Here is a 24698-nt window from a genome sequence, read left to right as displayed (position 1 = left end):
TCTGGAGCTTGTCTCGGTGACATGAGCGCGGCAAAAGTGGCTGCAGTACCAGGGAAAATCCTGACAAGCAGTGGCTGCCGTCCAAAGGCGACAAAACTGATTGCGTAAACATCAATGGCGAAAGAGTGCCCGTCGCAGGGTGCCGGCGCCTGGAGACAAGCGGTGAAGCGTTTCATGAAGTCGATGGCCGGGCTGCTGGCCGCGGCCTGCGTCTGCGGGCCGGCCCTGGCCTGCGACACGCCGGTGTCCGTCTGCGGGCGAGACCCCGGCCGCGGCCTGGCCTTGGTGAAGGCGGGGCAGCCGGCCGCGGTCTACGTGGATGCCGGCGCAGACTCGGCCCTGCTGCACGCGAGCCGCAACTTCGCCGCCGACCTGGAACGCGTGTCCGGCCGCCCGGCCGCGCTGCTGAACCGCATCGGCGATGCGCGGGGCGAGGTCGTCGTCATTGGCGAGCTGGGTCGCAGCCCCGTGCTGGACGATCTGCTCAAGCGGCACAAGCTGCCGCTGGGCGAACTCAAGGGCCAGTGGGAGGCCTACCGCCAGGTGGTCGTCGACCAGCCCTGGCCGGGCGTCCCGCGCGCCCTCGTCATCGTCGGCTCGGACCGCCGCGGCGCCGTCTTCGGCACCTACGACCTCTCGGCCCGCATCGGCGTCAGCCCCTGGGCCTGGTGGGCGGATGTGCCGGTCGAGAAGAAGCGCGACGTCTACCTCGCGGCCGGCGCGCGCAGTGATCAGCCGACGGTCAAGTACCGCGGCATCTTCATCAACGACGAGGCGCCGGCGCTCAGCACCTGGGCGCAGGCCAAGTTCGGCGGCACCAACGCGGCCTTCTACGAGCACGTCTTCGAACTGATCTTGCGCCTGCGCGGCAACTACCTGTGGCCGGCGATGTGGCAGCCGCGCGCCTTCGGCGCCGACGACCCGCGCAACATGGCCTTGGCGGACGAGATGGGCGTCGTCATGGGCACCTCCCACCACGAGCCCATGATGCGTGCCCACGACGAATGGACGCGCTTCAAGGGCGGCCGCTGGGACTACGCCAAGAACCCCGACAAGCTGCGCGAGTTCTGGCGCGGTGGCGCCCAGCGCATGATGGGCCGGCCCGATGGCAAGGCCTTCGACAGCCTCGTCACCATCGGCATGCGCGGTGACGGCGACGAGGCCATGAGCGAGGGCACGGCCATCGGCCTGCTCGAAGGCATCGTCAAGGACCAGCGCCAGATCCTGGCCGATGTGACGCGCCAGCCGGCCGACAAGACGCCGCAGATGTGGGCCCTCTACAAGGAGGTGCAGGACTACTACGACAAGGGCATGAAGGTGCCCGACGACGTGCTGCTGCTGTTCTGCGACGACAACTGGGGCCAGATCCGCCGCCTGCCGACGCAGGACTTGCAGCGCAAAGGCGGCTACGGCGTTTACTACCACTTCGACTACGTCGGCGGGCCGCGCAACTACAAGTGGCTCAACACCAACCAGATCGAGAAGACCTGGCAGCAGATGAGCCTCGCGCACGAGCGCGGCGCCGATGCGCTGTGGATCGTCAACGTCGGCGACATCAAGCCGATGGAGTTCCCGATCCACTTCTTCCTCGACATGGCCTGGTCGCCCAAGGCCATGACGTCGGCGGCGCTGGCTGCCTACCCGAAAGAATGGGCGGCGCAGACCTTCGGCCCGGCTCAGGCTGCCGACATCGGCGAGGCCGTCACGCGCTACAGCCAGTACGCCGCGCGGCGCAAGCCCGAGCTGATCGACCCCGACAGCTTCCGCCTCGGCAATGCCTCGCCCGACGCGTTGGACGGTGGCGACTTCGGCCGCCGAGTCGCTGATTGGGAGGCATTGGAGGCGCGAGTGGCGAAGATCAAGGCCGGCCTGCGGCCCGATCAGCTCGACGCCTACTTCCAGCTCGTCGAGCACCCGGTGCTGGCGATGGCCAACCTGTACCGCCTGCACTACGCCGCAGCCTGGAACCGCAAGCTGGCCGCGGCCGGCGATGCGCGCGCCAACGTTTTCGCCGACCGCGCCGAGGCGGCCTTCCAGCGCGACCAGGCCATTGCCGACCAGTACCACGCCATTGCCGGCGGCAAGTGGGCCGGCATGATGCTGCAGACCCATATCGGCTACACGAGCTGGCAGCAGCCGGACAAGAACATCATGCCGGCCGTGAAGCGCGTGCCCGGCAGTGCCGATGCCGCCGACGTGCAGCGCCAGTTGGAGCGCGCCTCTCCCGCGGCTTCGACGGCCATCACGATCGAAGCGACTCGCTTCAGCCGCGCCCTCAACGGCCAGGGCCTCGCGTGGACGGCCATTCCCAACCTCGGCCACGGCCTGGGCGCGGTGACGACGCTGCCGCAGGGCCGAGCGCCGACGACGCTGGCCGACGGCGTGCGGCTGGAGTACGACGTCGACACGCGCCACAGCGGCGACATGCTGCTGGAGCTGCACATGGTGCCCACGCTGGACACGCGCAACGCCGGTGGCATCCGGCTGGCCGTCGCCATCGACGACCTGCCGGCGCAGCCGCTCACGCTCAACCTGTTGCCCACCGCGGGCCCCGAGCTGAGCCGCCCGGAGAAGGACTGGGCCCAGGCCGTCAAGGACAACGGTTTCGTGCTCAACGCGCGCTTCGCCAGCCTGCTGCCCGGCCGCCATGTCATCCGCGTCTGGCGGCTGGACGACAACGCCGTGCTGCAAAAGCTGGTGCTCGCGCCGCTGCAGTCCATCACGGCTCCTCCCCGCGGTGCGGCGCAGACCGGCAAGTACCGCAACCTGCTGCGCGAGATCCGCCCGGAGATCAGCGAGGCCGATATCGACCGCAGATTGGCCGGCTACTGGACCTCTCTTTTCGAGGGCGGCGCCGAGCACCGCGTCGTCTATCCGGCCGCGGCCACGCCCGACGGCCCGGCCGCCTACGTGCTGGACGTGGGCAACGCCGACGTGCGCAGCGAAGGCATGTCCTACGGGATGATGATTGCCGTGCAGATGGGCCGCAAGGCCGAGTTCGACGCGCTGTGGAACTGGGCCGCCACGCACATGCGTTACGCCGCAGGGCCGCGCAAGGGCTACTTCCGCTGGCAATGCCTGCCCGCCGGCTGCGCCAAGGACGCCGTGCCCGCGTCCGACGGCGAGGAGTACTTCGCCACCGCGCTGCTGATGGCCGCCAGCCGCTGGGGCAACGGCCAAGGGCTCTATGACTACAACGCCCAGGCCCAGGTGCTGCTCAGCACTATGCTGCACAAGGAGACGATGAACGGCGGCATCGTCGACGGGGTTCGCTCGATGTTCTCGCCCGACCGCGGCCAGGTCGTCTTCGTGCCCATCGGCGAGGCCGCCGACTACAGCGACCCGTCCTACCACCTGCCCGCGTTCTACGAACTCTGGGCCCGCCGCGCCGCCAAGCCCGAGGACCGCAAGCGCTGGGCCGAGATCGCCGAGATCAGCCGTTCCTATTTCTCGGTTTCGGCGCATCCCAAGACCGGCCTCACGCCCGACTACGCCGAGTTCGACGGCCGCCCGCGCGTGCACGAGGGCCACGAGGACTTCCGCTACGACGCCTTCCGCACCGCCGTGAACTGGAGCGTGGACCAGGCCTGGTGGGACAAGAATCCCGACGCCGCCGGCCTGAGCCGCAAGCTGCTCGGCTTCTTCGCGGCCCAGGGCAAGGATGGCAAGCCTTACCCCCATCTCTACACGCTGGACGGTAAGCCGCTCAACGACGAGCCCTCCAAGGGCCTCACCGCCAGCAATGCCGTTGCGGCGCTGCTGGTCGACAAGCCGCTGGCGGGTCGTTTCGTCAGCGACCTGTGGGCGCTGCAGCCGCCGAGCGGCCAGTGGCGCTACTACGACGGCCTGCTGCAATTCATGGCCATGCTGCACGTCACGGGGCGCTTCAAGGCCTGGTGAGTGCGGCCCCTTGCCTATGATGCCCACCGCGCGCGCGGTGGTGCGCCAGACTCAAGGGATGCCATGAAGAACAAGACGCAAAGCAGGGCGCTGTCCGCCGCCCTGCTGCTGGCTCTGGCCGTTAGCCAAGCCCTCGCCCAGACGCCCCCCTCTGCGCCGGCCTCCGGCGCCTCGGCGCCCGCTGGCGCGGGCCGGCCCACCCCCGCCGTGCCCGACGTGAGCGAGCCCAAGCCCTTCGACAAGGTCATCACGGCCGAGGCCAAGACGCAGGAGGGCTTGTTCCGCGTCCATAACCTCAAGAACAAGCTGTATTTCGAGATCCCCAAGGCCTTGCTGGAGCAGCCGCTGCTGATGGTGGCCAACGCCACCGCCGTACCGGCGGGCCAGGAGCATGTGGGGCGCACGCTCAACCAGGACGTGCTGCGCTTCGTGCTCAAGCAAAACCGCGTCATGCTGCAGCTGGTGTCGCACGACGCGGTGAGCGCCCCGGGCAGCCCGATCGAGGACGCCGTGCGCCTGTCGCAGCGCGACGCCATCCTGGCGGTGTTTCCGGTGGAGGCCTTCGGCAAGGAAGGCGCGCCGGTGATCGAGGTCACGCGCCTGTTCAATTCCGAGGTGGGCGATTTCAGCGCCCGCGCGATGGTGCGGGGTGGCGTGGACAGCAGCCGCAGCTATGTCGAGCAGACCAAGGCCTTCCCCGGCAGCGTGCGGGTGGACGCGGTGCACACCTACACCGTCACGCCGACGCCCATGCCCACGATTCCGGGCCTGCCCGTGCTGCCGCAGATGCAGCCCGCGCGCAGCGTGTCGCTCAACCTGGCCTACAGCATCGTGCAGCTGCCCCAGCAGCCCATGATGCCGCGCCTGCTGGACGACCGCGTGGGCTTCTTCAGCGTCAGCCGTACCGATTTCGGCGCCGGCCTGCAGGAGGGCCGGCGTGAGCGCCTGATCACCCGCTGGCGGCTGGAGAAGAAGGACCCCGCCGCCGCGGTGAGCGAGCCGGTCAAGCCCATCGTCTGGTACATCGACAAGGCCACGCCCACCGCGCTGGTGCCCTATGTGAAGAAGGGCGTGGAGGCCTGGAACGAGGCCTTCGAGGCCGCGGGCTTCAAGAACGCGGTGCAGGCGCGGCCCTTCCCCACGGCCGAGGAAGACCCCGAGTTCGACCCGGAGGACGTGCGCTACAGCGTCATCCGCTGGGTGCCGTCGCCCATCGCCAACGCCTACGGCCCGCACCTGGCGGACCCGCGCAGCGGCGAGATCCTGAACGCCAACATCGTGATGTTCCACAACATCGTCCAGCTGCAGCGCGACTGGTACGTCACGCAGGTGGGCCCGCTGGACCCGCGCGCCCGCAAGCTGCCGCTGCCCGACGACCTCATGGGCGACCTGGTGGCCTTCGTCGTCACGCACGAGGTGGGCCATTCGCTGGGCTTCCCGCACAACATGAAGTCCAGCTCCCTCTACCCGGTGGACAAGCTGCGCGACCCCCAGTGGCTCAAGACCATGGGCCACGTGCCCACGCTGATGGACTACAGCCGCTTCAACTACCTCGTCCAGCCGGAGGACAAGGTCGACCCCGCGCTGCTGATTCCCAAGATCGGCCCCTACGACCTCTTCGCCACCCGCTGGGGCTACACCCCCATCCCCAGCGCCAAGACGCCCGAAGACGAGCGCCAGCAGCTCAACCTGTGGGCGCGTGAGCAGGACAGCAAGCCCTGGTTGCGCTTCAGCGCGCCCAAGGCCGAGGGCGGCGACTTCGGCGAGAACGCCGAGGCCGTGGGCGATGCGGACGCCGTGGCCGCCACCACCCTGGGCCTGCGCAACCTGCAGCGCGTGGTCAAGATGCTGCCCTCCGTTGTGCCGCAGGACGGCAAGGCCGACAAGACCCTGGAGGACCTCTACCGCGCCACCTGGACGCAGTGGCTGCGCGAGCTCGGCCACGTGGCCGCCATCGTGGGCGGCTACAGCGTGCAGAACAAGCACAACGACCAGCCCGGCGCCATCTCCACGCCCGTGCCTCGCGCCCAGCAAGTGCGCGCGGTGAAGTTCCTGACCGACCAACTGCAGGCCTCGCCGCAATGGCTGCTGGACCCGGCCGTGACGCAGCGCCTGCGCGCCTCCGAGCCCTCCGGCATGCTCAGCACCTACCAGCGCAGCCTGCTGCGCATGCTGCTGGACCCCGCCCGCACGCAGCGCCTGGTGGCCCAGGAGGCCGAGCACGGCGCCCAGGCCTACCGTGTGGACGATCTGCTGGCCGACCTGCGCCGCACCGTGTTCACCGAGCTCGCCAGCGGGGCTGCCATCGCGGCCTCGCGCCGCGGCCTGCAGCGCCACTATGTCGACACCCTGGCCGCTCGCCTCAACTTCACCGGCTTCAGCATCGCCAGCCTGATGGGCCTGGACGACGGCCAGGCCGTGGTGCGGGCCGAGCTGCGCGACCTGAAGAGCGTGATCGGTGCCAAGTCCGCCAGCGGCGACCGCACCCAGCGCGCCCACCTGCAAGGCCTGGTGGACACCATCGACAAGGCCCTCGATCCCAGGTTCGCCCCCGCCGCCAACCCGCTGGCAAGCCTGCTGCGCGTCATCGGCTACCAGGGCGCGGATGCCTGGGAGCCCGCGGATCACTCGCAGTGCTGGCCCTGGCCTGCGTTGCTGCTTGGGCAGGGCGGCGACTGAGGCGGGCCGGCGCCCCAGAACACTTACAAAATAAGGTTAGTGGATTCCAAGTGGATGGTTGCATGATGGCGCCATGCCCTCCGCACCCCTGCTCTCGCCCAAGGCGGCCAAGCCCGTCGACGAAAAGCTGACCCTCAACATCGGCTGTGTCGACCTTGGCCAGATCGACCTGCTGGTGCAGGAAGGCTTTTATGCCAACCGCAGCGACCTGATCCGCACGGCCATCCGCAACCAGCTCGCGACGCATGCGGACGTGGTGCGCCAGGTGGTCACGCGCAAGAGCATCGTGCTGGGCATCCAGCAGTTCAGCGCGGCCGACCTGGCCGAGGTTCAGGCGGCGGGGCAGAAGCTGCAGATCCGCGTGCTGGGCCTGGCCGTCATCGCGCCCGACGTCACGCCCGAGCTGGCGCTCGCCACCATCGAGTCGCTGACCGTGCTCGGCGCCCTCCATGCACCTCCCGCTGTGAAGACGGCGCTCGTCGGACGGCTGCTGTAGCACCGCGCCGACCCATGAAAGCGCCCATGCATCCGCAGTTCGGCCAATTGATGAGAGACGCCACCGCGCTCACGCGCGCCGGTGACCTCCGGGCCGCGATGGCGGCCATTGCCACCGCGCTGGGCCGCGGCACCGCGCAGGCCCCGCCCTCGCCGGCAGTTGACGACACCGTCATCGACATCGAAGCACGCGTCATTGAAGACCCGGCGCCGGTGGCCGCGCCCGAGGCCAGTACGGACTCTCAGTTCGTCTCCGGCCACTACACCCACCGTGCCGGCGCGCGCGACTACCGCCTGTTCATTCCCGCAGCGCGGGCCGACAAGCCACGCGCGCTGGTCGTCATGCTGCACGGCTGCACGCAGAACCCTGACGACTTCGCCAAGGGCACGCGCATGAACGCGCTCGGCGCCGGCTACAACGCGCTCGTGCTCTATCCGGCGCAGACGCGCCAGGCCAATGCGCAAGGCTGCTGGAACTGGTTCAAGCACAACCATCAGGGCCCCAACCGTGGCGAACCCGCCCTGCTGGCTGCGATGACGAGGCACATTGCCGAAACCCATGGCGTTGACCCGGCGCACATCTACGTCGCCGGCCTGTCGGCGGGCGGCGCGATGGCGGCGATCCTGGCCGAGACGCATCCCGACCTTTTCGCCGCGGCCGGCGTGCACTCCGGGCTGCCGGCCGGTGCGGCCCGTGACCTGCCGGGCGCCCTGGCGGCGATGCAGGGTCATGCCGGCCCAGCCTGGGCCGGCAAGGCGAAGTCCAGCGTCCGCATGATCGTCTTCCATGGCGATGCCGACGCTACGGTTCACCCGGGCAACGCCGACCGGGTGGCTGCGGCCCATGGCGGCGCGGCCGTCAGCGTCGACGAACAGCCCGGCCTCCAGCACGGCGCGCGCTCGTGCACGCGACGGCTGCACAAGGACGCGCAAGGCCGGGTCGTCACCGAGCAATGGCTGGTGCATGGCGCCGGCCACGCTTGGTCAGGTGGCGACCCCTCGGGCTCGTATGCCGACGGCCGCGGTCCCGATGCCAGCGCGGAAATGATGCGGTTCTTCTTCGAGCGCTGACTGGAGCGGTCCTCGCGGCGCCAATTCCGGCACCGGCTTGTCATTGATTCAAGGGACATCCCGTTGCGTTGAGGCCTTTGTAGCCCTAGGGGGCTGTTACTTGTGCCGGCCGGCACGCCGCGCCAGGACGCCTAAACTGAATTACTACCGCTAACCCCCACGACCATGGACAGCCAAGAGAGCCGCCGGTTTACGGCTCCTCTTCACCACCGTGTCGCGGAGGATGCCGACTCCCGACAGATTGCCACTGCGATCAGCGCGCTGTGGGCGGATATCGAGACCGCCCTGCAGCCCATCGTGGGGCGCCGTGGCGTCGCGGCCTTGTTCAAGCGCACGCTGCACCTGGCTGCCGCGAGCCACGCGTGGCTCGCGCCGCTCAAGGCGGGCGGCGATGACGCCGTCGATCTGGGCCAGCTGACCGCCCTGTTTGCCGCACAGCCGCCGGCGCAGGCGAGTGAGGCGGGCAGTGCCCTGTTCGAGATCTTTTGCGAGCTGCTCGCGACCCTGATCGGCGCTCCACTGAGTGAACGACTGCTCCAGACCGCCTGGTCGACTTCTTCAAGCGCTCCCCCGGCGCAGGACCCCACCCCATGACTTCCAAAGTGACGATCAACAGCCTGTCGACCGGCGTGCCCGGCCTGGACGACTTGCTGGGTGGCGGGTTGCCCGAGTTCTCGTTCAACCTGATCGCCGGCCAGCCCGGTTGCGGCAAGACCACGCTGGCGCACCAGATCATGTTCGCGCTGGCGACCGAGGCCAGGCCGGCGCTGTACTTCACCGTGCTGGGCGAGCCGCCGCTGAAGATGCTGCGCTACCAGCAGCAGTTCAGCTTCTTCGACCATGACGCCATCAACCGCAGCGTGCGCTTCGTCAACCTCTGCGACGAGGCGATGGCCGGTGACCTGGAGCATGTGTTGGCGCGCATCACGGAAGAAGTCGCCAAGCATGAGCCGGCGCTGGTGTTCGTCGACTCCTTCCGCTCGGTGGTGCTGGCCACGCACGGCGGCGGCAACGAGCACAACCATCTGCAGCGCTTCATGCAGCAGCTCGGCATGTTGATGACGAGCTGGCAGGCCACCACCTTCCTGATCGGCGAGTACTTCACCGACACCGACGCCAACCCGGTGTTCACCGTGGCAGACGGGCTGATCTGGATGCGCCAGAACGTGCAGCGCAATGCCATGGTGCGCAAGATGGAGATCATGAAGATGCGCGGCCAGCCCTCGCTGCCCGGTCTGCACGCCTTCCGCATCACCAACGACGGGCTGCAGATCTTCGTGCCGGCGCCCAGTGCAGCAGGCGCTGCGGCACCCCATGCCGTCGAAGACCGCGCCTCGATGGGCGTGCCCGGGCTGGACGAGATGATGAGCGGCGGCTTGCCGCGCGGCTACTCGCTGCTGCTGGCCGGGCCGTCCGGGTCGGGCAAGAGCATCATGGCCGCGGCCTTCCTGAACGCCGGGGTGCGCAACGGCGAGACCGGCGTCATCGCCGCCTTCGAGCGGCGCCCCAACCGGGCGCCCAACGCGGAGCTGGCGCGGAACATCGCGCAGGACCGCATCGGCCTGGTGGAGAGCCACGCGACCGACATCTCGATCGAAGAGGTGATGCATCTGCTGGCCCGGGAGATCGGCCGGCTGAAGGCCACCCGTGTCGTCATCGACTCGCTGTCCGGCTTCGAGCTGGCCCTCGGGCCGTCGTTCAAGGAGGATTTCCGTGAATCGCTGCTGCGCCTGGTGGCGTCGCTGACCGGGCTTGGGGTGACAGTGCTGATGACATCCGAGCTCGAGGACCGCTACACCGACCTGCGCTTCAGCCCCTACGGCACGGCCTTCATGACCGACGCGATCATCGTGCAGCGCTACATCGAGGTGGAAAGCCGGCTGCGGCGTGTGCTCGCGGTGGTCAAGGTGCGCGACAGCAAGCACTCGGACCAGCTGCGCGAGTACCGCATCGACGACAGCGGCATCGTCATAGGCACGACGCTTGCTGGGCAGGAAGGCCTGCTGGGCGGTCGCCCGGCAACCCGGCGCCGGGCCCTCACTGCCGACGAGGCCTAGCCGCTCCGCCGTTCGGCTCACGTCAAGGCACCAGCAGGAAGCGTATGGAACCCAGGCCCGGACCTCCCCGACCTATGCCGACTTCGCTTGAAGCCGACGTGGCCACGCTGGAGAGCAAGACCGTCACGGCGCGGGCCGAGCTGGCCGGCGTGCTCGCCGACCTCGCCCAGGCGCAGGCGCAGCTCGGCGGCCATCAGATGCACCAGCTGCTGGAAGCGAACGAGCAGCTGATGATCGACGCGATGCGCTCGCGCGGCATGGCCGAGTCGGCCGCGCAGTTGGTGAGCGAGCTGACGCGGTCGACCGAACTCGACGGGCTGACCGGGCTGCCGAACCGGCTGCTGCTGGTCGACCGCTTCACGCAGGCGCTGACGCACGCCAAGCGCCATGACACCCGGCTCGCCCTGCTGTTCCTGGACCTCGACCGGTTCAAGCAGATCAACGACACGCTCGGGCACAAGGTCGGTGACGACGTGTTGCGCGCGGTCGGGCAGTGCCTGAACACAGCGGTCCGGGAGATCGACACGGTATGCCGCCTGGGCGGTGACGAGTTCGTGCTGCTGCTGACCGAGATCACCGGCGCCGCAGACCCCGGCGTGGTGGCCGAGAAGCTGTTGGCCTCGCTGTCCCAGCTCACGCAAGTGGGTGGCGTGGCGGTACGGGTGTCCGCCAGCATCGGCATCAGCGTGTTTCCCGACGACGCGACCGACGTCGAGCATCTGGTCGACTGCGCCGACCAGGCGATGTACCGCAGCAAGCGCGCGGGCGGCGGGTGTTACCACTTCTTCTCGATGCAGGAATCGCCAACCACCGCGTCCGCGTCGAGAACTTCGAAGAACGGGGCCCAGCTGCTGGAAGCCAACCAGAACCTGGTGCTGTCCGCGATGACCGCTTCGGCGGTGGCCGCACAGAAGGAACTGCTGCTGACGGAGTTGCAGCATGCGGCCAGGAACAAGGACGAGTTCCTCAGCGTGCTCGGCCATGAGCTGCGCAACCCGCTGGCACCGCTGGTGACCACGCTGGACGTGATGCGCCTGCGCGGAGGCGGCCACGAGACGATCGAACACGCCACGATGCGCCGCCACCTGGGCCATCTGGTGCGCCTTGTGGATGACCTGCAGGACGTTGCCAAGATCGCGTCCGGCAAGGTCACGCTGCGCCTGGAACGGATCCAGATCGGGGGCGTCGCCGCGGAAGCCATCGCGATGGCCAGGCCCCTTCTCGAGCTGCGCCGCCAGCAGTTCGTGTTCAACGAATCACCGCAGCCCTTGACCTGCCTGGGCGACACGGTGCGCCTGGAGCAATGCATCGCCAACCTGCTGATCAATGCGGCCAAGTACACGCCGCCGGGCGGCACGATTTCGCTGACGACGTGGCAGGACGGCGAGCGGGCCGTCATCACCGTCAAGGACGATGGCCGCGGCATCTCCGCCGAGGCGCTGCCGCATGTGTTCAACCTGTTCTTCCAGGAGCGCGGCGACGGGCAGCTGCGTGACGCCGGGCTTGGCGTCGGGTTGGCCCTGGTGCGCAGCCTGGTGGGTCTGCATTCGGGCAGCGTCAGCGCGCGCAGCGACGGTGTTGGCCAGGGCAGCGAGTTCGTGATCCGGCTGCCCCTGGTGGCGGCCGCCAAGGCCGAGCTGCCGCAGGCCGATCCGGCGGGCACGCCGGGCTCCACACCCACCGTCCACCGCCGCATCCTCATCGTCGACGACAACTACGACGCCGCCGATTCCCTGGGCATGCTGCTGCGCATGTACGGCCACGAGGTGTGGGTGGCCACGCATCCGGTCGCCGCGCTGCAGATGGTGGCGACCGTCGCCCCCGACCTGGCGCTGCTCGACATCGGGCTGCCCGGCATGGACGGCTACGAACTGGCGCGCCGCATCCGCCAGCAGCAGCCCGAGCTGCAGATGGCCATCGTGGCCCTGAGCGGCTATGGCCGCGCGGTGGATCAGGCGAACAGCAGCAGCGCCGGCTTCAACGCCCACCTGACCAAGCCGGTGCATATCGAGGAGCTGGAGCAGGTGCTTCGGTCGGTTCACTTCTCGCCACGCGACGAGATGCCCGTCGCCTGACACGGGACGTAAGCAGGGCGCCGTCCTACAGGCCCGCGTCTCGCACGGTCGCATGGTGGGAGCAGTCGCAACTGCTGGAGTGCGCCATGCCTCGCGGAGACAAGTCGTCCTACACGGACAAGCAGAAACGTCAGGCCGAGCACATCGAGGAAAGCTACGAGAAGCGCGGTGTGCCCAAGGATGAAGCCGAAGCTCGCGCCTGGGCGACGGTGAACAAGGAAAGCGGCGGCGGCAAGCAGTCGGGCTCGGGCCGCAAGCCTGCCGCGAGCCGCACGGCGGCGGAGCGTTCAGCCTCCGCGAAGAAGGGCGCCGAGACGCGCAAGCGCAACGCCGCGGCGCGCGCCCGCACGCAACACTGAGGGTGTGCTGCGTCAGCCGGTGATGATCGGCCGCAGCGTGTCGATCTCGCTGACGATGAAGTCGAAGAACGCGGCGACGCGCGGTGTTTGACGCAGCTCCGCGGTCGTCAGCAGGCGCCAGATGCGCGTCAGCTCCGGCACGGGCTCGATGACCCGCACCAGGTCGGGCTCGGCGTCACCCAGGGCGACGGGCAAGGGCGCCACGCCAACGCCCGCCTTCGCCGAATAGACCAGGCCCAGCACGCTGTTGCTGCGCGCGACGAGCACGGCGTCGGGCGCCACCTGGCGCAACCAGCCCGCGATGCGGTGCTTGGCCATCGTCTCGTCGAAGCCGACGAGTGCATGCCCCGGCAGGTCTTCCACCCGCTGCGGGCGGCCGTGGCGCTCGATGTAGGCGGTGCTGGCATACACGGCCCAGACCGAATCGCCGATCTTGCGGCCGACCAGGGCGCCGTCGCCGCCGTCCCCGGTATCGCCGGAGCGCAGCGCCACGTCGGCCTCGCCTTTGGCCAGGTCGATGTACTTGTCGCTCATGACGAAGTGCACCTGCAGCGCCGGGTAGCGCTCGTTGAACCGTTCCAGCAGCTTCGATTGGGTGATGCGGTAGACGATGGGCTCCGGGCAGGTCACGCGGATGACGCCTGACACCTCGGCGGTGGCGGTGAGCAGTTGCTGCTTTAACTGCGTCACCGCGTCCTCGACACGCTCGGCATGGGGCAGCAGCGCCTGGCCGAACTCAGTCAGCCGGTAGCCGCTGGGCTGGCGCTGCACCAAGGGCAGGCCGAAGCGCTGCTCCAGCAGCGTCAGCCGCCGCTGCACGGTCGACTGGTCTACCCCGAGCGCGCGGCCGGCTGCCAATGTGCTGCCGTGGCGGGCCACGGCCAGCAGGTGCTTCAGGTCGTCCCAGTCGAAGTCCTGGGGGGTATGCGCCATTGCGGCTCCCGTTCTGCATGTTTGGGGCTTACGCCGGAGCGTGTCCGGCCGTAGCCTGAGGGCATGACTGCATCCGGGACCGCTTTCAAGGCCGCTGTGCGCATCCACTGGGACGCCGCTGCCGCAGGCTGGGATCAGCATACGCCGGCCCTCCACGCATGGCTGCGTCAGGCGACCGATGCCATGATCGCCATGGCTGATGTACGGCGCGGCTCGCATGTGCTGGACGTGGCCGCGGGCGCGGGCGGCCAGACGCTCGGCCTCGCCGAGCGCGTCGGCCCGGCGGGAGCGGTCATGGCGGTCGATCTGTCGCCCGCCCTCGTGGCCTTGGGCGAGCAGCGGGCGCAGCGCGCCGGCTTCGAGCAGGTCCGCTGGCTGGTCGGTGACGGCGAAGGCCTGCCTGTCGAGCCGGCATCCTTCGACGCGGTGGTGTGCCGCCTGGGGTTGATGCTCTTTCCCGAGCCCTTGCAGGGCCTGCGCGAAATGCACCGCGCGCTGCGCCCCGGCGGGCGCGTGTGCACCGTCGTGTTCTCGGGGCCGCAGCGCAACCCGTGCGTGGCTGCGCTGATGACGACGGCGCTTCGACATGCCGGCTTGCCGGCCCGTGATCCTGGCACGCCCGGCAACCTGTTCAGCCTGTCTCGCCCCGGCCACCTCGACACGCTGTTTCATGAGGCCGGGTTTCGCGACGTCGCCACGACGGCGATGGATGCCGTCTTCCACATGCCGACGGTGGACGACTACCTGGCCTTCATCCGAAGTTCTGCCAGTCCGGTGCTGCAGATCCTCGACGGCCTTGGCGAGGCCGCCGCACAGGCCGCGTGGGACGACATCCGCCTGCAGTTGCAGGCATTCAGCACGTCGACCGGCTGGGCGGGCCCGAACGAGCTGCTGCTGACGGCAGCACGCAAGCCCGAAGCGGCCTCCTGACCGCCTCCGCCGACGCAACCACGTTCGCCTCTTCAACGCTTCTCAAGGAAATCTCATGCAAAAGCTCAAGTCCCTGCTTCCCTTGTTGGGTGCCGCGCTGTTCGCCGCTGCGCTGGTACCGGGCGCCGCGCGCGCGGCGCCCGGGCTTGACACTTACGTGCTCACGGCGGGCGGCAACTCGGCTTTCGGTGCCGGTGCCGGCCCCTTCAGCTGCTCCACCTTCGCCCCTGACAGCCGAGCGGCGATCTTCGGCAGAACACTGGAATCGGGGCTGCCGACCGATGGCTCCATCTGCGGCGTGGGCAGCCAGGCGCGTACCGCCACCGCCACAAGCGGCACGGTGAGCGTGGCGGCTCCGCTGGCCGTGAGCTTCGGCGCGCCGGGCGATCCGCGCACCTTCACCGGCAATGCCCAGGCACGCGCCGGTTATGGCGACCTGGGTGTGCGGGCGACGTCGAGCTACACCGGCACCTCTGACAGCGGCACCGTCGCGGGATCACAAGCGGGTGCCCGGCAGATCGAGACCTTGACGATCAACGGTGGCAGCGGCAATGGCACCTACCGGCCCACCTTCACCTTCGACGGCTCGCTGTTCAATGTCGGCCGTACGGAGAGTGAGGTCGAGTTCGGCTACTCGATCGGCTCCGGCCCAACGTTTCTGGCCTTTCGCATCATGAATGCGAGCAGCGGCCTGACGCTTTACGCCAATGGCGGTTACCAGGCGGCATTGCCCGGCATGGCGGTCACCGGCGACGCGACCAACGGTTTCACCGTGGCCGGAGTGACGACGTTCGCGTTCAACATCCCCATCGTCTTCGGCGTCGCGCAGGACGTCACCTTCAGCCTTTGGGCGGCGACCATCCCCCGCTCCAACGCCGGCCTGCTGACGGCCAGCGGCAGCGACGTGAGCTTCTTCACGAGCGCCAAGTTGACGGGGATCGAGGTGTTCGACAGCGGCGGGCAGGCGGTGCCCGGCTTCACGATCACGTCGGGCTCCGGCACCTTGTACGGCCCCGGTGGCGTGACAGCCGTGCCTGAACCGAGCGCGGCGCTGCTGCTGTGCGCAGGCTTGCTGTGGCTGGGCAGCCGGCGCCGCCGCTAGATCGGGCTCAGCGCCCCAGGCAGCGCAGGCTGGCGTCCACGACCGCCTGCGCCGTCAGGCCGAAGTGCGCCGCCAGCGCCGCTGCAGGCGCCGACTCACCGAAGCTGTCGATGCCGACGACAGCACCCTCCAGCCCGACGTATTGCCGCCACCCTGCCGTCACGCCCGCCTCGACCGCCACGCGCGGCACGCTCGGCGGCAGCACCTCGCGCTTCCATGCGGCCGGCTGCTGCTCGAAGACAAAGCAGGACGGCATGGACACCACGCGCGCATTGATGCCACGCGCGGCCAAGGTCTTTTGCGCCTCCACGGCCAGCGCCAGCTCCGAGCCGGTGCCGATCAGCACGAGCTGCAGCGGCGCGTCTGCCGCCTCGCGCACCAGCACATAGCCGCCCAGTTCGATGGCGGCCAGCGTGTCGGCGTCGCGCGGCTGGTGGGCCAGGTTCTGACGCGACAGGATCAGGCAGGTAGGGGTGTGCAGATGACGCACGGCGGTCTGCCAGGCCACCATCGTCTCGACCGCATCGCCCGGCCGCCAGACGTCGAGGTTGGGCACGAGGCGCAGTGTGGCGATCTGCTCGACCGGCTGGTGGGTCGGGCCGTCCTCGCCCAGGCCGATGGAGTCGTGCGTGAAGACGTAGATCGGGTTGGTGCGCATCAGCGCGGCCATGCGGATGGCGTTGCGGGCGTACTCCGAGAACATCAGGAAGGTGCCGGCAAACGGCCGCAAGCCACCGTGCAGCGTGATGCCGGTCTGGATGGACACCATCGCAAACTCACGCACACCGTAGTGCAGGTAGTTGCCGCCGTCGGTGGCCTTCTTCACCGCGCGGCAGCCGGGCCATTGCGTCAGGTTGGACGGTGCCAGGTCGGCCGAGCCGCCGAGCAGTTCGGGCAGCAGGCCGGCCAGCGCCGTCAGGCTGTTCTGCGAGGCCTTGCGCGAGGCCAGCGTGTCGCCGCGCTGGGCCGTGGCGGCCACCAGTGCGTCGCAGCGGTTGTCGAAGCCGACGGGCAGTTCACCGCGCAGCCGGCGTTCCAGCTCGGTGGCGCGCGCAGGGTCGGCGGCTCGGTAGGTGTCGAGCTGGGACTGCCAGCGTGATTGCAGGGCGGCGCCGCGCTCGCGGGCGTCCAGCGCCCGGCGTGCGCCCTCGGGCACGACGAAGGGCGCATGCGGCCAGTCCAGCGCGACGCGCACGGCCTGCACCTCGGCGGCACCGAGCGGCGCCCCGTGCACGTCGTGGCCGCCGGCCTTGTTGGGCGAGCCGCGGCCGATCTGCGTGCGGGCGCAGATCAGCGTCGGCTTGTCGGTGCTGACTTGGGCCGCAGCCAAGGCTGCGTCGATGGCGGCGGGATCGTGGCCGTCCACGCCGCGAATCACGTTCCAGCCATACGCCTCGAAGCGCTGGGGCGTGTCGTCGTTGAACCAGCCTGCCACGTCGCCGTCGATGGAGATGCCGTTGTCGTCGTAGATGACGACGAGCTTGCCCAGGCCCCAGGTGCCGGCCAGCGAGCAGGCCTCGTGCGAGATGCCTTCCATCAGGCAGCCATCGCCACAGAAAACCCAGGTGCGGTGATCGATCAGCGCGTGCTCGGGTGTATTGAACTCGGCCGCCAGCAGTTGCTCGGCCAGCGCCATGCCGACGGCATTGGCGATGCCCTGGCCGAGCGGACCAGTCGTCGTCTCGACGCCCGGCGTGAGCCCCACCTCGGGGTGGCCGGGCGTCTTGCTGTGCAGCTGGCGGAAGTTGCGTAGCTCCTCGATGGGCAGGTCATAGCCGCTGAGGTGCAGCAGCCCGTAGAGCAGCATGGAGCCGTGGCCGTTGGACAGCACGAAGCGGTCGCGGTTGGGCCACTGCGGGTCGGCCGGGTTGTGGCGCAGGTGGCGGCTCCACAGCGTGGCGGCGATGTCCGCCATGCCCATGGGCATGCCGGGGTGGCCGGAGTTGGCCTGCTGCACGGCGTCGACGGCGAGCATGCGCAGGGCATTGGCGGCGAGGGTGAGGTCGAGGGTCATGCTTGGGTCACGCCTGGTGGGTGCGGATGAGTTGTTCGAGCGTCTCGGTGTCGGCAATGAACTGCGCGATGCCTTCGGCCAGCTTGTCGCGGGCCATGGCGTCGGCCGCCAGGGCGGCGTGGAACTCGGCTTCGGTCAGCGGTGCCGGCGCGGCGTCAACGCGCCCCTCGGGCGAGAGGCGACGTTCAACGGGCGTCGTCGCCTGGGCCAGCTCGGCCAGCAGCGCCGGGCTGATGGTCATCAGGTCGCAGCCGGCCAGCGCCACGATCTGGCCGCTGTTGCGAAAGCTCGCGGCCATCACTTCGGTGCGGATGCCGTGGCGCTTGTAGTAGCGGTAGATCTCTTCCACCGAACGCACGCCTGGGTCGTTGGGGCCGGCCATGGCGGCCTCATCCCAACTGCCGCCGGCGGTCTTCTTGAACCAGTCGTAGATGCGGCCGACGAAGGGCGAGATCAGCTGCACGCCGGCGTCGGCACAGGCCTGGGCCTGTGCCAGGCAAAACAGCAGCGTGAGATTGGTGTGAATGCCTTGCGCCTCCAGCTGGCGCGCCGCCTGGATGCCTTCCCATGTCGAGGCCAGCTTGATCAGCACACGGGCGCGCGGCACGCCGGCGGCGGCATAGAGCGCGATGAGGCGCTGGGCTGTGGCGATGGACGCCGCGGTGTCATGCGAAAGGCGTGGGTCGATCTCGGTGGAGACGCGGCCGGGCACGAGCTTGAGGATCTCGACGCCGAAGGCGACGAGCAGATGCTCGGTCACGGCCGATGCCGAGGCGCCGGGGTGGGCAGCCACGGCCTGCTCCAGCAGCGGCCGGTAGCGCGGCGACTGCACGGCCTTCAGCACGAGGGAAGGGTTGGTCGTCGCGTCCTGCGGGCGGAAGGCGCCCAGCTGGTCGAAGTCACCGGTGTCGGCGACGACAGTGGTGTGTTGGCGGAGCTGGTCGAGGCTGTTCATGATGGGCAAAGCGCGGCCCTGCCGCGGTCAAGCAGCACAGGCCAGGTGGGTGGAGGAAAGGGTTAGCTGAACTCGCTGCGCAGCGCGTCGTAGAGGCGCATGAAGCGTTCATGGCGCGGCCGCAGTTCGGCGGCCAGCGCGGCGTCGGGTTCGGCAACGCGGGCGATTTCGGGCGTGCGGCAGACTTCGTCGATGTTGCCGCCGCAGGCCAGCCAGGCCAGCCGGGCAGCGCCCAAGGCGCCGCCGGCCTCGGCGCCGACGCCATTGACGAGGCGGATGTTCAACAGCGACGCGAGCAGCTTGGCCCACCACTCGCTACGCGCACCGCCGCCTACCAGCCACAGCGATTCGGCTTTGCCGCCACCGGCTTGCAGCGCCTGCCAGCCATCCAGCAGGCCGAAGCCAACGCCTTCGAGCACGGCATAGCCGAGGGCCGCAGCGTCATGCTCGTGCGTGAGGCCGAAGAACACGCCTTGCGCATTGGCGTTGTTGTGCGGCGTGCGTTCGCCGCTCAGGTAGGGCAGGAAGATCGGCGCCTGGGCGCGCTGGGTCGGCGTGAGCTGGGCCACCTTGTCGATCAGTTCGGCCTCGCCCGGCTCGCCCAGCAGCTGTGTGACCCAGCGCAGCGCACTCGCCGCGCTGAGCATGACGCTCATCTGGTGCCAGGTGTCGGGCAGTGCATGGCAGAAGGCATGCACGGCCCGCGCCGGGTTGGGGCTGAAGGCCGGGTTGCACAGGAAGATGACGCCCGAGGTGCCGAGCGACAGAAAGCCCTGGCCCGGCTTGACGACACCCATGCCGACGGCGCTGGCCGCGTTGTCGCCACCACCTCCCGCGATGGGGATCCCGGCCTTCAGGCCCCAGCGTTCGGCCAGCTCATGCTTCAGGCCGGCACTCGGGTCGCTGCCTTCGACCAGTCGCGGCATGTGGCTTTCGTTCAGCCCCGTCAGCGCCAGCGCCTCGGGCGACCAGCGGCGCTTGGCCACGTCCAGCCACAGCGTGCCGGCGGCGTCGCTCATCTCGCCGACGTAGGAGCCGCTCAAGCCCAGGCGCAGCCAGTCCTTGGGCAGCAACACCTTGGCCACGCGGGCAAACAGCTCGGGCTCGTGCTGGCGCATCCAGGCCAGCTTGGGCGCCGTGAAGCCCGGCATCGCCAGGTTGCCGGTGATGGCCGGCAGCTCGGGGCAGGCGGCCATCATCTCGGCGCACTGGGCAGCGCTGCGACCGTCGTTCCACAGGATGGCCGGCCGCAAGACGCGGTCGGCTTCATCCAGCGTGACGGCGCCATGCATCTGGCCAGACAGGCCGATGCCGCGCACGCGGGCCAAGGCCGCGGCGTGGCTCTGGCCGAGCTTGGCCATGCCGTCATCGAGCGCGGCCCACCAGGCGGCGGGGTCTTGCTCACTCCACAGCGGCTGAGGCCGCTGCACGGTCAGCGCCACGCCGGTGGTCGCGACGATGTGGTGCTGCTCGTCGAGCACCAGCAGCTTCAGCTCGGAGGTGCCGAGGTCGATGCCGAGGAACATGGATCAGACGAAGTTGTTGACGACGTTTTCCAGGCGCTCCTGGCGGCCCGAGCGGGCTTGCGGCGAGATGCCTTGTGCGTGCACGACGGCCGCCAGATCGTCGAGGCTGGCGCCCGCATGGATCTTCTGGCCCAGCTCGCCGTTCCAGCCGGCATAGCGCTCGCTGACGGCCTTTTCCAGCTGACCGCTCTGGTAGAGCTTGGCTGCGCTCAGGAAGGCGCGGGCCATGGTGTCCATGCCACCGATGTGGCCCTCGAGCTGGTCGGTCGGGTCGATGGACTGGCGGCGCACCTTGGCGTCGAAGTTGGTGCCGCCGGTCGTGAAGCCGCCCGCGCGGATGATCTCCAGCATGGCCGGCACCAGGGCCGCGTGGTTGTTGGGGAACTGGTCGGTGTCCCAGCCCAGTTGCTCGTCGCCGCGGTTGGCGTCGATGGAGCCGAAGATGCCCAGCGCACAGGCGGTGGCGACTTCATGCTCGAAGCTGTGGCCGGCCAGCGTGGCGTGGTTCACCTCGAGGTTGACCTTGACCTCGTTCTCCAGGCCATAGGTCTTCAGGAAGCCGTAGACCGTGGCGCTGTCGTAGTCGTACTGGTGCTTGGTGGGCTCCTGCGGCTTGGGCTCGATGAGGATGGCGCCCTTGAAGCCGATCTTGTGCTTGTGCTCGACCACCGCCGACAGGAAGCGGCCGTACTGGGCCAGCTCGCGCTTGAGGTCGGTGTTCAGCAGGGTTTCATAGCCTTCACGGCCGCCCCACAGCACGTAGTTCTGGCCGCCCAGGCGATTCGTCCACTCCAGCACGTGCTTCACTTGAGCTGCGGCGTAGGCGAAGACTTCCGGGTCGGGGTTGGTGGCCGCTCCACTCATGAAGCGCGGGTTGGAGAACAGGTTGGCCGTGCCCCAGAGCAGGCCGATCTTGTTGTCCTGCATCTTCTTGGCGGCCGCTTCGAGCAGGCCGTCGAGGATGCGATTGGACTCGGCGAGGCTGGCGCCTTCCGGGGCCACGTCGCGGTCATGGAAGCACCAGTAGGGCAGGCCGAGCTTGCTGAACAGATCAAAGGCGGCGTCCAGCTTCAGCTGCGCGGCCTTGACGGGGTCGGCTTCGCTGAACCAGTTCCGCTGGTGGGCGGTGGCGCCCAGGCCGAAGATGTCCTCGCCCTTCCAGCAGAAGTTGTGCCAGTAGCAGACGGCCGGGCGCAGGTGCTCGGCCAGGGTCTTGCCCATCACGACGCGCTTGGCGTCGTACCAGCGGTAGGCCAGCGGGTTGGTGGAGGTGGGGCCTTCGTATTGAACGACGGGGAGATCGGAATAGGCGGTGCTCATGGCGGGGTCCTTACTGCGGGATCAAGGGAAGGGGTGGTGAAAGAGGTCAGGCGGTGGCCGGTACGGCGCTCGTCGAGGCGCTGTCGCCTTCGCGGCCGGCGCTCGCCTTGCTGCGGCGCTGGGCGAGTTCGTCGGACATGCGCAGCGTGGTCTGCTTGTCCAGCTTGTTGCCCAGCAGGCACAGCGTGCAGGCGGCGAACAGCCCGCCGACGACGAAGCTGGAGGCGACGCGGTAGCCCTCGATGGCATTGGCCGCCGCGGGCAGTTGGGTGTCGTAGCCGAAGAAGCCGGCCAGCAGCCACAGGAAGCTGGCCGAGCCCAAGGCCAGGCCGGCCTTCAGCGAGAAGCCGATGGTGGCGAACACCATGCCGGTGAAGCGGCGGCCGGTCTGCCATTCGGAGTAGTCGGCTGCGTCGGCATACATGGACCACATGACGGCGACGGTGGGCGCGTAGACCACGGCGCTGAACATGTGCAGGCCCAGCATGCCCCAGACGGCGTCAGGCGGCAGCAGGTACATGGCGCAGGCCGTCAGCGTGCACAGGCCGAAGCAGACGACGCCGATGGCGCGGCGGCCGTAGCGAGCCGACAGGCCCATGGACGCCATGATGAAGACGATGGTTGTCGCCGTGCCGGCCATGTTGATGATGCTGTTGAACACATCGGCCACGTTGGAGTGGGCGAGTTGGTCGCGCGTGCCGTGCACGATGTAGCCCAGGCTGTCGGCCAGGCTGCCGGTGCCGGCCGCGTCGGCCGTCGTCAGGCCCAGGGCCGCGAGGAAGTCGAACATCGCGGCCTTGTCGGCGAAGTGGTGGTAGTAGTTGTAGTGGGCACCACCGCGCAGGGACAGCATGCCGAACTGGAAGACGGTGTAGGCCACCAGCGAGATCCAGGGGCCGTTCTTCAGCAGGTCGGCGAAGTCCTGCTTGGGCGAGGAATGGGTCTCGACGATGGGCTTGATGCGCTCCTGGGTCGTGAAGAAGGTGATCAGGAACAGCACCAGGCAGCAGGCGGCCCAGATCGTCATCGTGACCTGCCAGCCGTGGGCGCGGTCGGCGCCTTGGGCGAACTTGGCCACCAGCGGTAGCGTGAGGCCGCCCACCGCGAACTGCGCGACGTTGACCGACACGAAGCGGAAGGAGTTGAGCTTGGTGCGCTCGTGCAGGTCGCCGGTCATGACGCCGCTCATGGCCGAGTAGGGCATGTTGTTCATGCTGTACAGCGTCATCAGCAACGTGTTGGTGATGCCGGCATACGCGATGACCATGCCGGTGCTCCAGCCCCAGGCGGGGTCCGGCGACGTGTAGGCCAGCACCATGACGACGGCCCAGGGCACCGACGTCCACAGCACCCACGGGCGGAACTTGCCCCAGCGGGTGTTGGTGCGGTCGGCCAGCACGCCCATGATGGGGTCGAAGATGGCGTCCCACAGCCGCGGCCACAGCAGGATGGCGGCCGCCGTGCTGGCGCTCAGGCCGAACACGTCCGTGTAGAAGTTCAGCTGGAACAGGATCATGGACATGAAGACCAGGTTCGCAGCGGCGTCGCCGCAGCTGTACCCAGCTTTCTCCATGAATGACAGGGGCTGATGGGTGATGGCCATGTGTTGTCTCGTGTCGTTTTGGTGTGAGCGCGATCTCAGGGCCGCGCTTCGTAGCTGAAGTAGTCGAAGTCCGCGGCAAGCCGCTGGCCCGACAAGTCCTGGCAGGCGATGCCGATGAAGTTGCCGGTGAAGCCGAAGCTGCGCGCAAAGCCGTTGACGAACTGGGTCGCGAACTCGTCGCTGAGCATGGCGGCATCCAGCGCCGGGCCGAAGTCTTGCCAGGCACCACCCGCTTGCGTGAACTGGAACTGGTAGCGGTCGTGGCGGAACTCGACGGCCAGGTCCACAGCGCCATCCTTCAGTTCAACGGCGGTGGCCGGCTCGCTCAAGGCTGCGTCGCGGTTGACGGTCAGGCGCAGCACGCGCTTGTTGGAGTCCACGTCGCGGCTGACGTGCAGATAGGCGTGGTTGCTGGTGTTGTAGTACGCCACCAGGCCAGCCATCTGCTGGAACAACTCGGGCGCGAACTCCAGGCGCGTTTCGACGCGGCAGTTGAAGTGCTGCTGACGGCGCGCGACGAGGCTTTGCTCGAACAAGCTCATCAGCGACTCGCGGCCCTTCAGTCGCAGGAAGCCGGGGCGCTCGGCCAGCGAGATCCAGCTTTCATCGAAGGGCACGCGCAGCGAATTCAGATGCGGGTTCAGCGTCGTGGTGTCGAAGTCGTCGCGCGCCGGCTCGGTCGGGAAGACATGCTCGGGCAGGCCCGGCTCGGGGGTCTGCAGGCGCGGCGCATTGCCGCCGCCTTCGATCTCGGGCCAGCCGTCGTCGCGCCAATGGATGCGCTGGATGCCGGTCTCGCGGCCCAGTGGGCAGTGCAGGTTTTCGTAGACGCCGTTCTGTTTTTCCGCGTTCGGACCGCTCCACTCCAGCGGCCGGCCGCAAAGATGGGCCAGGTACCAATCGCCCTGGGCCGTCTGCACGAGGCTGGCGTGGCCGCTGCGCTGCAGGCCGTCGGTGGGCTGCTGCCAGGCGGTCAGCAGCGGGTTGCCGGGCAGGGTCTCGTAGGGGCCGTCGAGTTGGCGCGAGCGGGCCAGCGTGACGGCATGCTCGTAGAAGGTGCCGCCCTCGGCGGTCAGCAGGTAGTACCAGCCATTGCGGCGGTAGATGTGCGGGCCTTCGACGACCTGCAGCTCGGTGCCGGCGTAGATGTTCTTCACCGAGCCGACGAGGCGCTTCGCCTCGTGGTCGTACTCCTGCAGCAGGATGCCGTTGAAGTGGTGCTTGCCCGGCTGGTGGATCCACTGCTGGTTCACCAGCCAGTGGCGGCCATCCTCGTCGTGGAAGAGGCTCGGGTCGAAGCCCGAGCTGTTCAGGTAGATGGGCTCGCTCCAGGGGCCATCGATACTGGGCGCGGTGACGAGGTAGTTGTGCGTGTCCTTGAACGCGCCGATGGTGGAGCGCACGTCGGTGTAGATCAGCCAGAACTGGCCACCGGCGTAGCTCAGGCAGGGCGCCCAGACGCCGGCGGAGTCCGGGTGGCCGATCAGGTCGAGCTGGCTCTTGCGTGTGACGGCATAGCTGTGGTGGCGCCAGTGCTTCAGGTCGCGCGAATGGTGGATACGCACGCCGGGCCACCACTCGAAGGTGGAGGTGGCGATGTAGTAGTCGTCTCCCACGCGGCAGATCGAGGGGTCGGCATGGAAGCCCGGCAGGATGGGATTGGTGATCATGGGTCGGAG

17 protein-coding genes are annotated in these 24698 nt (G+C 68.8%); 10 read left to right on the top strand and 7 right to left on the bottom strand.

The features are described from left to right. Nucleotides 1-162 precede the first annotated feature (162 nt). The 8 genes from AC07V5_RS00800 to AC07V5_RS00765 all read left to right on the top strand — a co-directional run bounded on the left by AC07V5_RS00800 (nucleotide 163) and on the right by AC07V5_RS00765 (nucleotide 12636). On the top strand, nucleotides 163-3900 hold the full coding sequence (locus AC07V5_RS00800; protein ID WP_495113570.1) for a glycosyl hydrolase family 8: 3738 nt from the start codon (nucleotides 163-165) through the stop codon (nucleotides 3898-3900). A gap of 63 nt (nucleotides 3901-3963) precedes the next feature. After that, entirely contained in the window at nucleotides 3964-6579 is a 2616-nt protein-coding gene (locus AC07V5_RS00795) for a zinc-dependent metalloprotease (protein ID WP_495113569.1), read from the top strand. Between the two features lie 73 nt (nucleotides 6580-6652). Then, a complete protein-coding gene (locus tag AC07V5_RS00790) occupies nucleotides 6653-7075 on the top strand; it encodes a CopG family transcriptional regulator (RefSeq protein WP_495113568.1) in 423 nt (140 codons plus the stop codon). 14 nt (nucleotides 7076-7089) lie between these two features. Beyond that, nucleotides 7090-8145: an extracellular catalytic domain type 1 short-chain-length polyhydroxyalkanoate depolymerase gene (locus tag AC07V5_RS00785; protein ID WP_495113567.1), complete on the top strand. Its 1056-nt coding sequence runs from the start codon at nucleotides 7090-7092 to the stop codon at nucleotides 8143-8145. Nucleotides 8146-8310: 165 nt separating this feature from the next. Beyond that, complete coding sequence (locus tag AC07V5_RS00780; RefSeq protein ID WP_495113566.1) at nucleotides 8311-8739, top strand: hypothetical protein; 429 nt, start codon at nucleotides 8311-8313, stop codon at nucleotides 8737-8739. Beyond that, nucleotides 8736-10202 carry an ATPase domain-containing protein gene (locus AC07V5_RS00775; RefSeq protein WP_495113565.1) on the top strand — a complete coding sequence of 489 codons (1467 nt, stop codon included), beginning with the start codon at nucleotides 8736-8738 and terminating at the stop codon, nucleotides 10200-10202. Before AC07V5_RS00780 ends, AC07V5_RS00775 begins: the two co-directional genes overlap by 4 nt. A gap of 74 nt (nucleotides 10203-10276) precedes the next feature. Further along, complete coding sequence (locus AC07V5_RS00770) at nucleotides 10277-12277, top strand: hybrid sensor histidine kinase/response regulator (RefSeq protein ID WP_495113564.1); 2001 nt, start codon at nucleotides 10277-10279, stop codon at nucleotides 12275-12277. Nucleotides 12278-12363: 86 nt separating this feature from the next. After that, nucleotides 12364-12636 (top strand): plasmid stabilization protein, encoded by a 273-nt coding sequence (locus AC07V5_RS00765; protein ID WP_495113563.1) that lies wholly within the window; start codon nucleotides 12364-12366, stop codon nucleotides 12634-12636. Between the two features lie 12 nt (nucleotides 12637-12648). Here the strand turns inward: AC07V5_RS00765 and AC07V5_RS00760 are convergent, their stop codons facing one another. Next, on the bottom strand, nucleotides 12649-13569 hold the full coding sequence (locus tag AC07V5_RS00760; RefSeq protein ID WP_495113562.1) for a LysR family transcriptional regulator: 921 nt from the start codon (nucleotides 13567-13569) through the stop codon (nucleotides 12649-12651). A gap of 96 nt (nucleotides 13570-13665) precedes the next feature. Here AC07V5_RS00760 and AC07V5_RS00755 point away from each other — a divergent pair, with 96 nt between their 5' ends. Together AC07V5_RS00755 and AC07V5_RS00750 are read left to right on the top strand one after the other, a co-directional pair. Next, nucleotides 13666-14499 (top strand): class I SAM-dependent methyltransferase, encoded by an 834-nt coding sequence (locus AC07V5_RS00755; protein ID WP_495113561.1) that lies wholly within the window; start codon nucleotides 13666-13668, stop codon nucleotides 14497-14499. A 55-nt stretch (nucleotides 14500-14554) separates the two neighbouring features. Then, nucleotides 14555-15601: a PEP-CTERM sorting domain-containing protein gene (locus tag AC07V5_RS00750; RefSeq protein ID WP_495113560.1), complete on the top strand. Its 1047-nt coding sequence runs from the start codon at nucleotides 14555-14557 to the stop codon at nucleotides 15599-15601. Nucleotides 15602-15608: 7 nt separating this feature from the next. Here the strand turns inward: AC07V5_RS00750 and tkt are convergent, their stop codons facing one another. From tkt to AC07V5_RS00720, 6 genes are all read right to left on the bottom strand, one after another. Then, entirely contained in the window at nucleotides 15609-17672 is a 2064-nt protein-coding gene (gene tkt, locus AC07V5_RS00745; protein WP_495113559.1) for a transketolase, read from the bottom strand. After that, the gene (tal, locus tag AC07V5_RS00740; RefSeq protein ID WP_495113558.1) at nucleotides 17623-18570 is read right to left on the bottom strand and encodes a transaldolase; all 948 of its coding nucleotides are present in this window, start codon (nucleotides 18568-18570) and stop codon (nucleotides 17623-17625) included. The genes tkt and tal overlap by 50 nt, the downstream gene beginning before the upstream one ends. Nucleotides 18571-18632: 62 nt before the next feature. Then, nucleotides 18633-20096 (bottom strand): xylulokinase, encoded by a 1464-nt coding sequence (gene xylB, locus AC07V5_RS00735; RefSeq protein ID WP_495113557.1) that lies wholly within the window; start codon nucleotides 20094-20096, stop codon nucleotides 18633-18635. A 3-nt stretch (nucleotides 20097-20099) separates the two neighbouring features. After that, a complete protein-coding gene (gene xylA, locus AC07V5_RS00730; RefSeq protein ID WP_495113556.1) occupies nucleotides 20100-21416 on the bottom strand; it encodes a xylose isomerase in 1317 nt (438 codons plus the stop codon). 46 nt (nucleotides 21417-21462) lie between these two features. Continuing rightward, nucleotides 21463-23019 (bottom strand): MFS transporter, encoded by a 1557-nt coding sequence (locus AC07V5_RS00725; protein WP_495113555.1) that lies wholly within the window; start codon nucleotides 23017-23019, stop codon nucleotides 21463-21465. Nucleotides 23020-23054: 35 nt separating this feature from the next. Next, nucleotides 23055-24689: a glycoside hydrolase family 43 protein gene (locus tag AC07V5_RS00720; protein WP_495113554.1), complete on the bottom strand. Its 1635-nt coding sequence runs from the start codon at nucleotides 24687-24689 to the stop codon at nucleotides 23055-23057. Between the last annotated feature and the right edge of the window lie 9 nt (nucleotides 24690-24698).

It is taken from the genome of Roseateles sp. GW821-FHT02E12 (genome assembly GCF_059421665.1).
The sequence above is the reverse complement of the archived record's forward strand: the minus strand, read 5'-3'. Positions and strand labels throughout refer to the sequence as shown.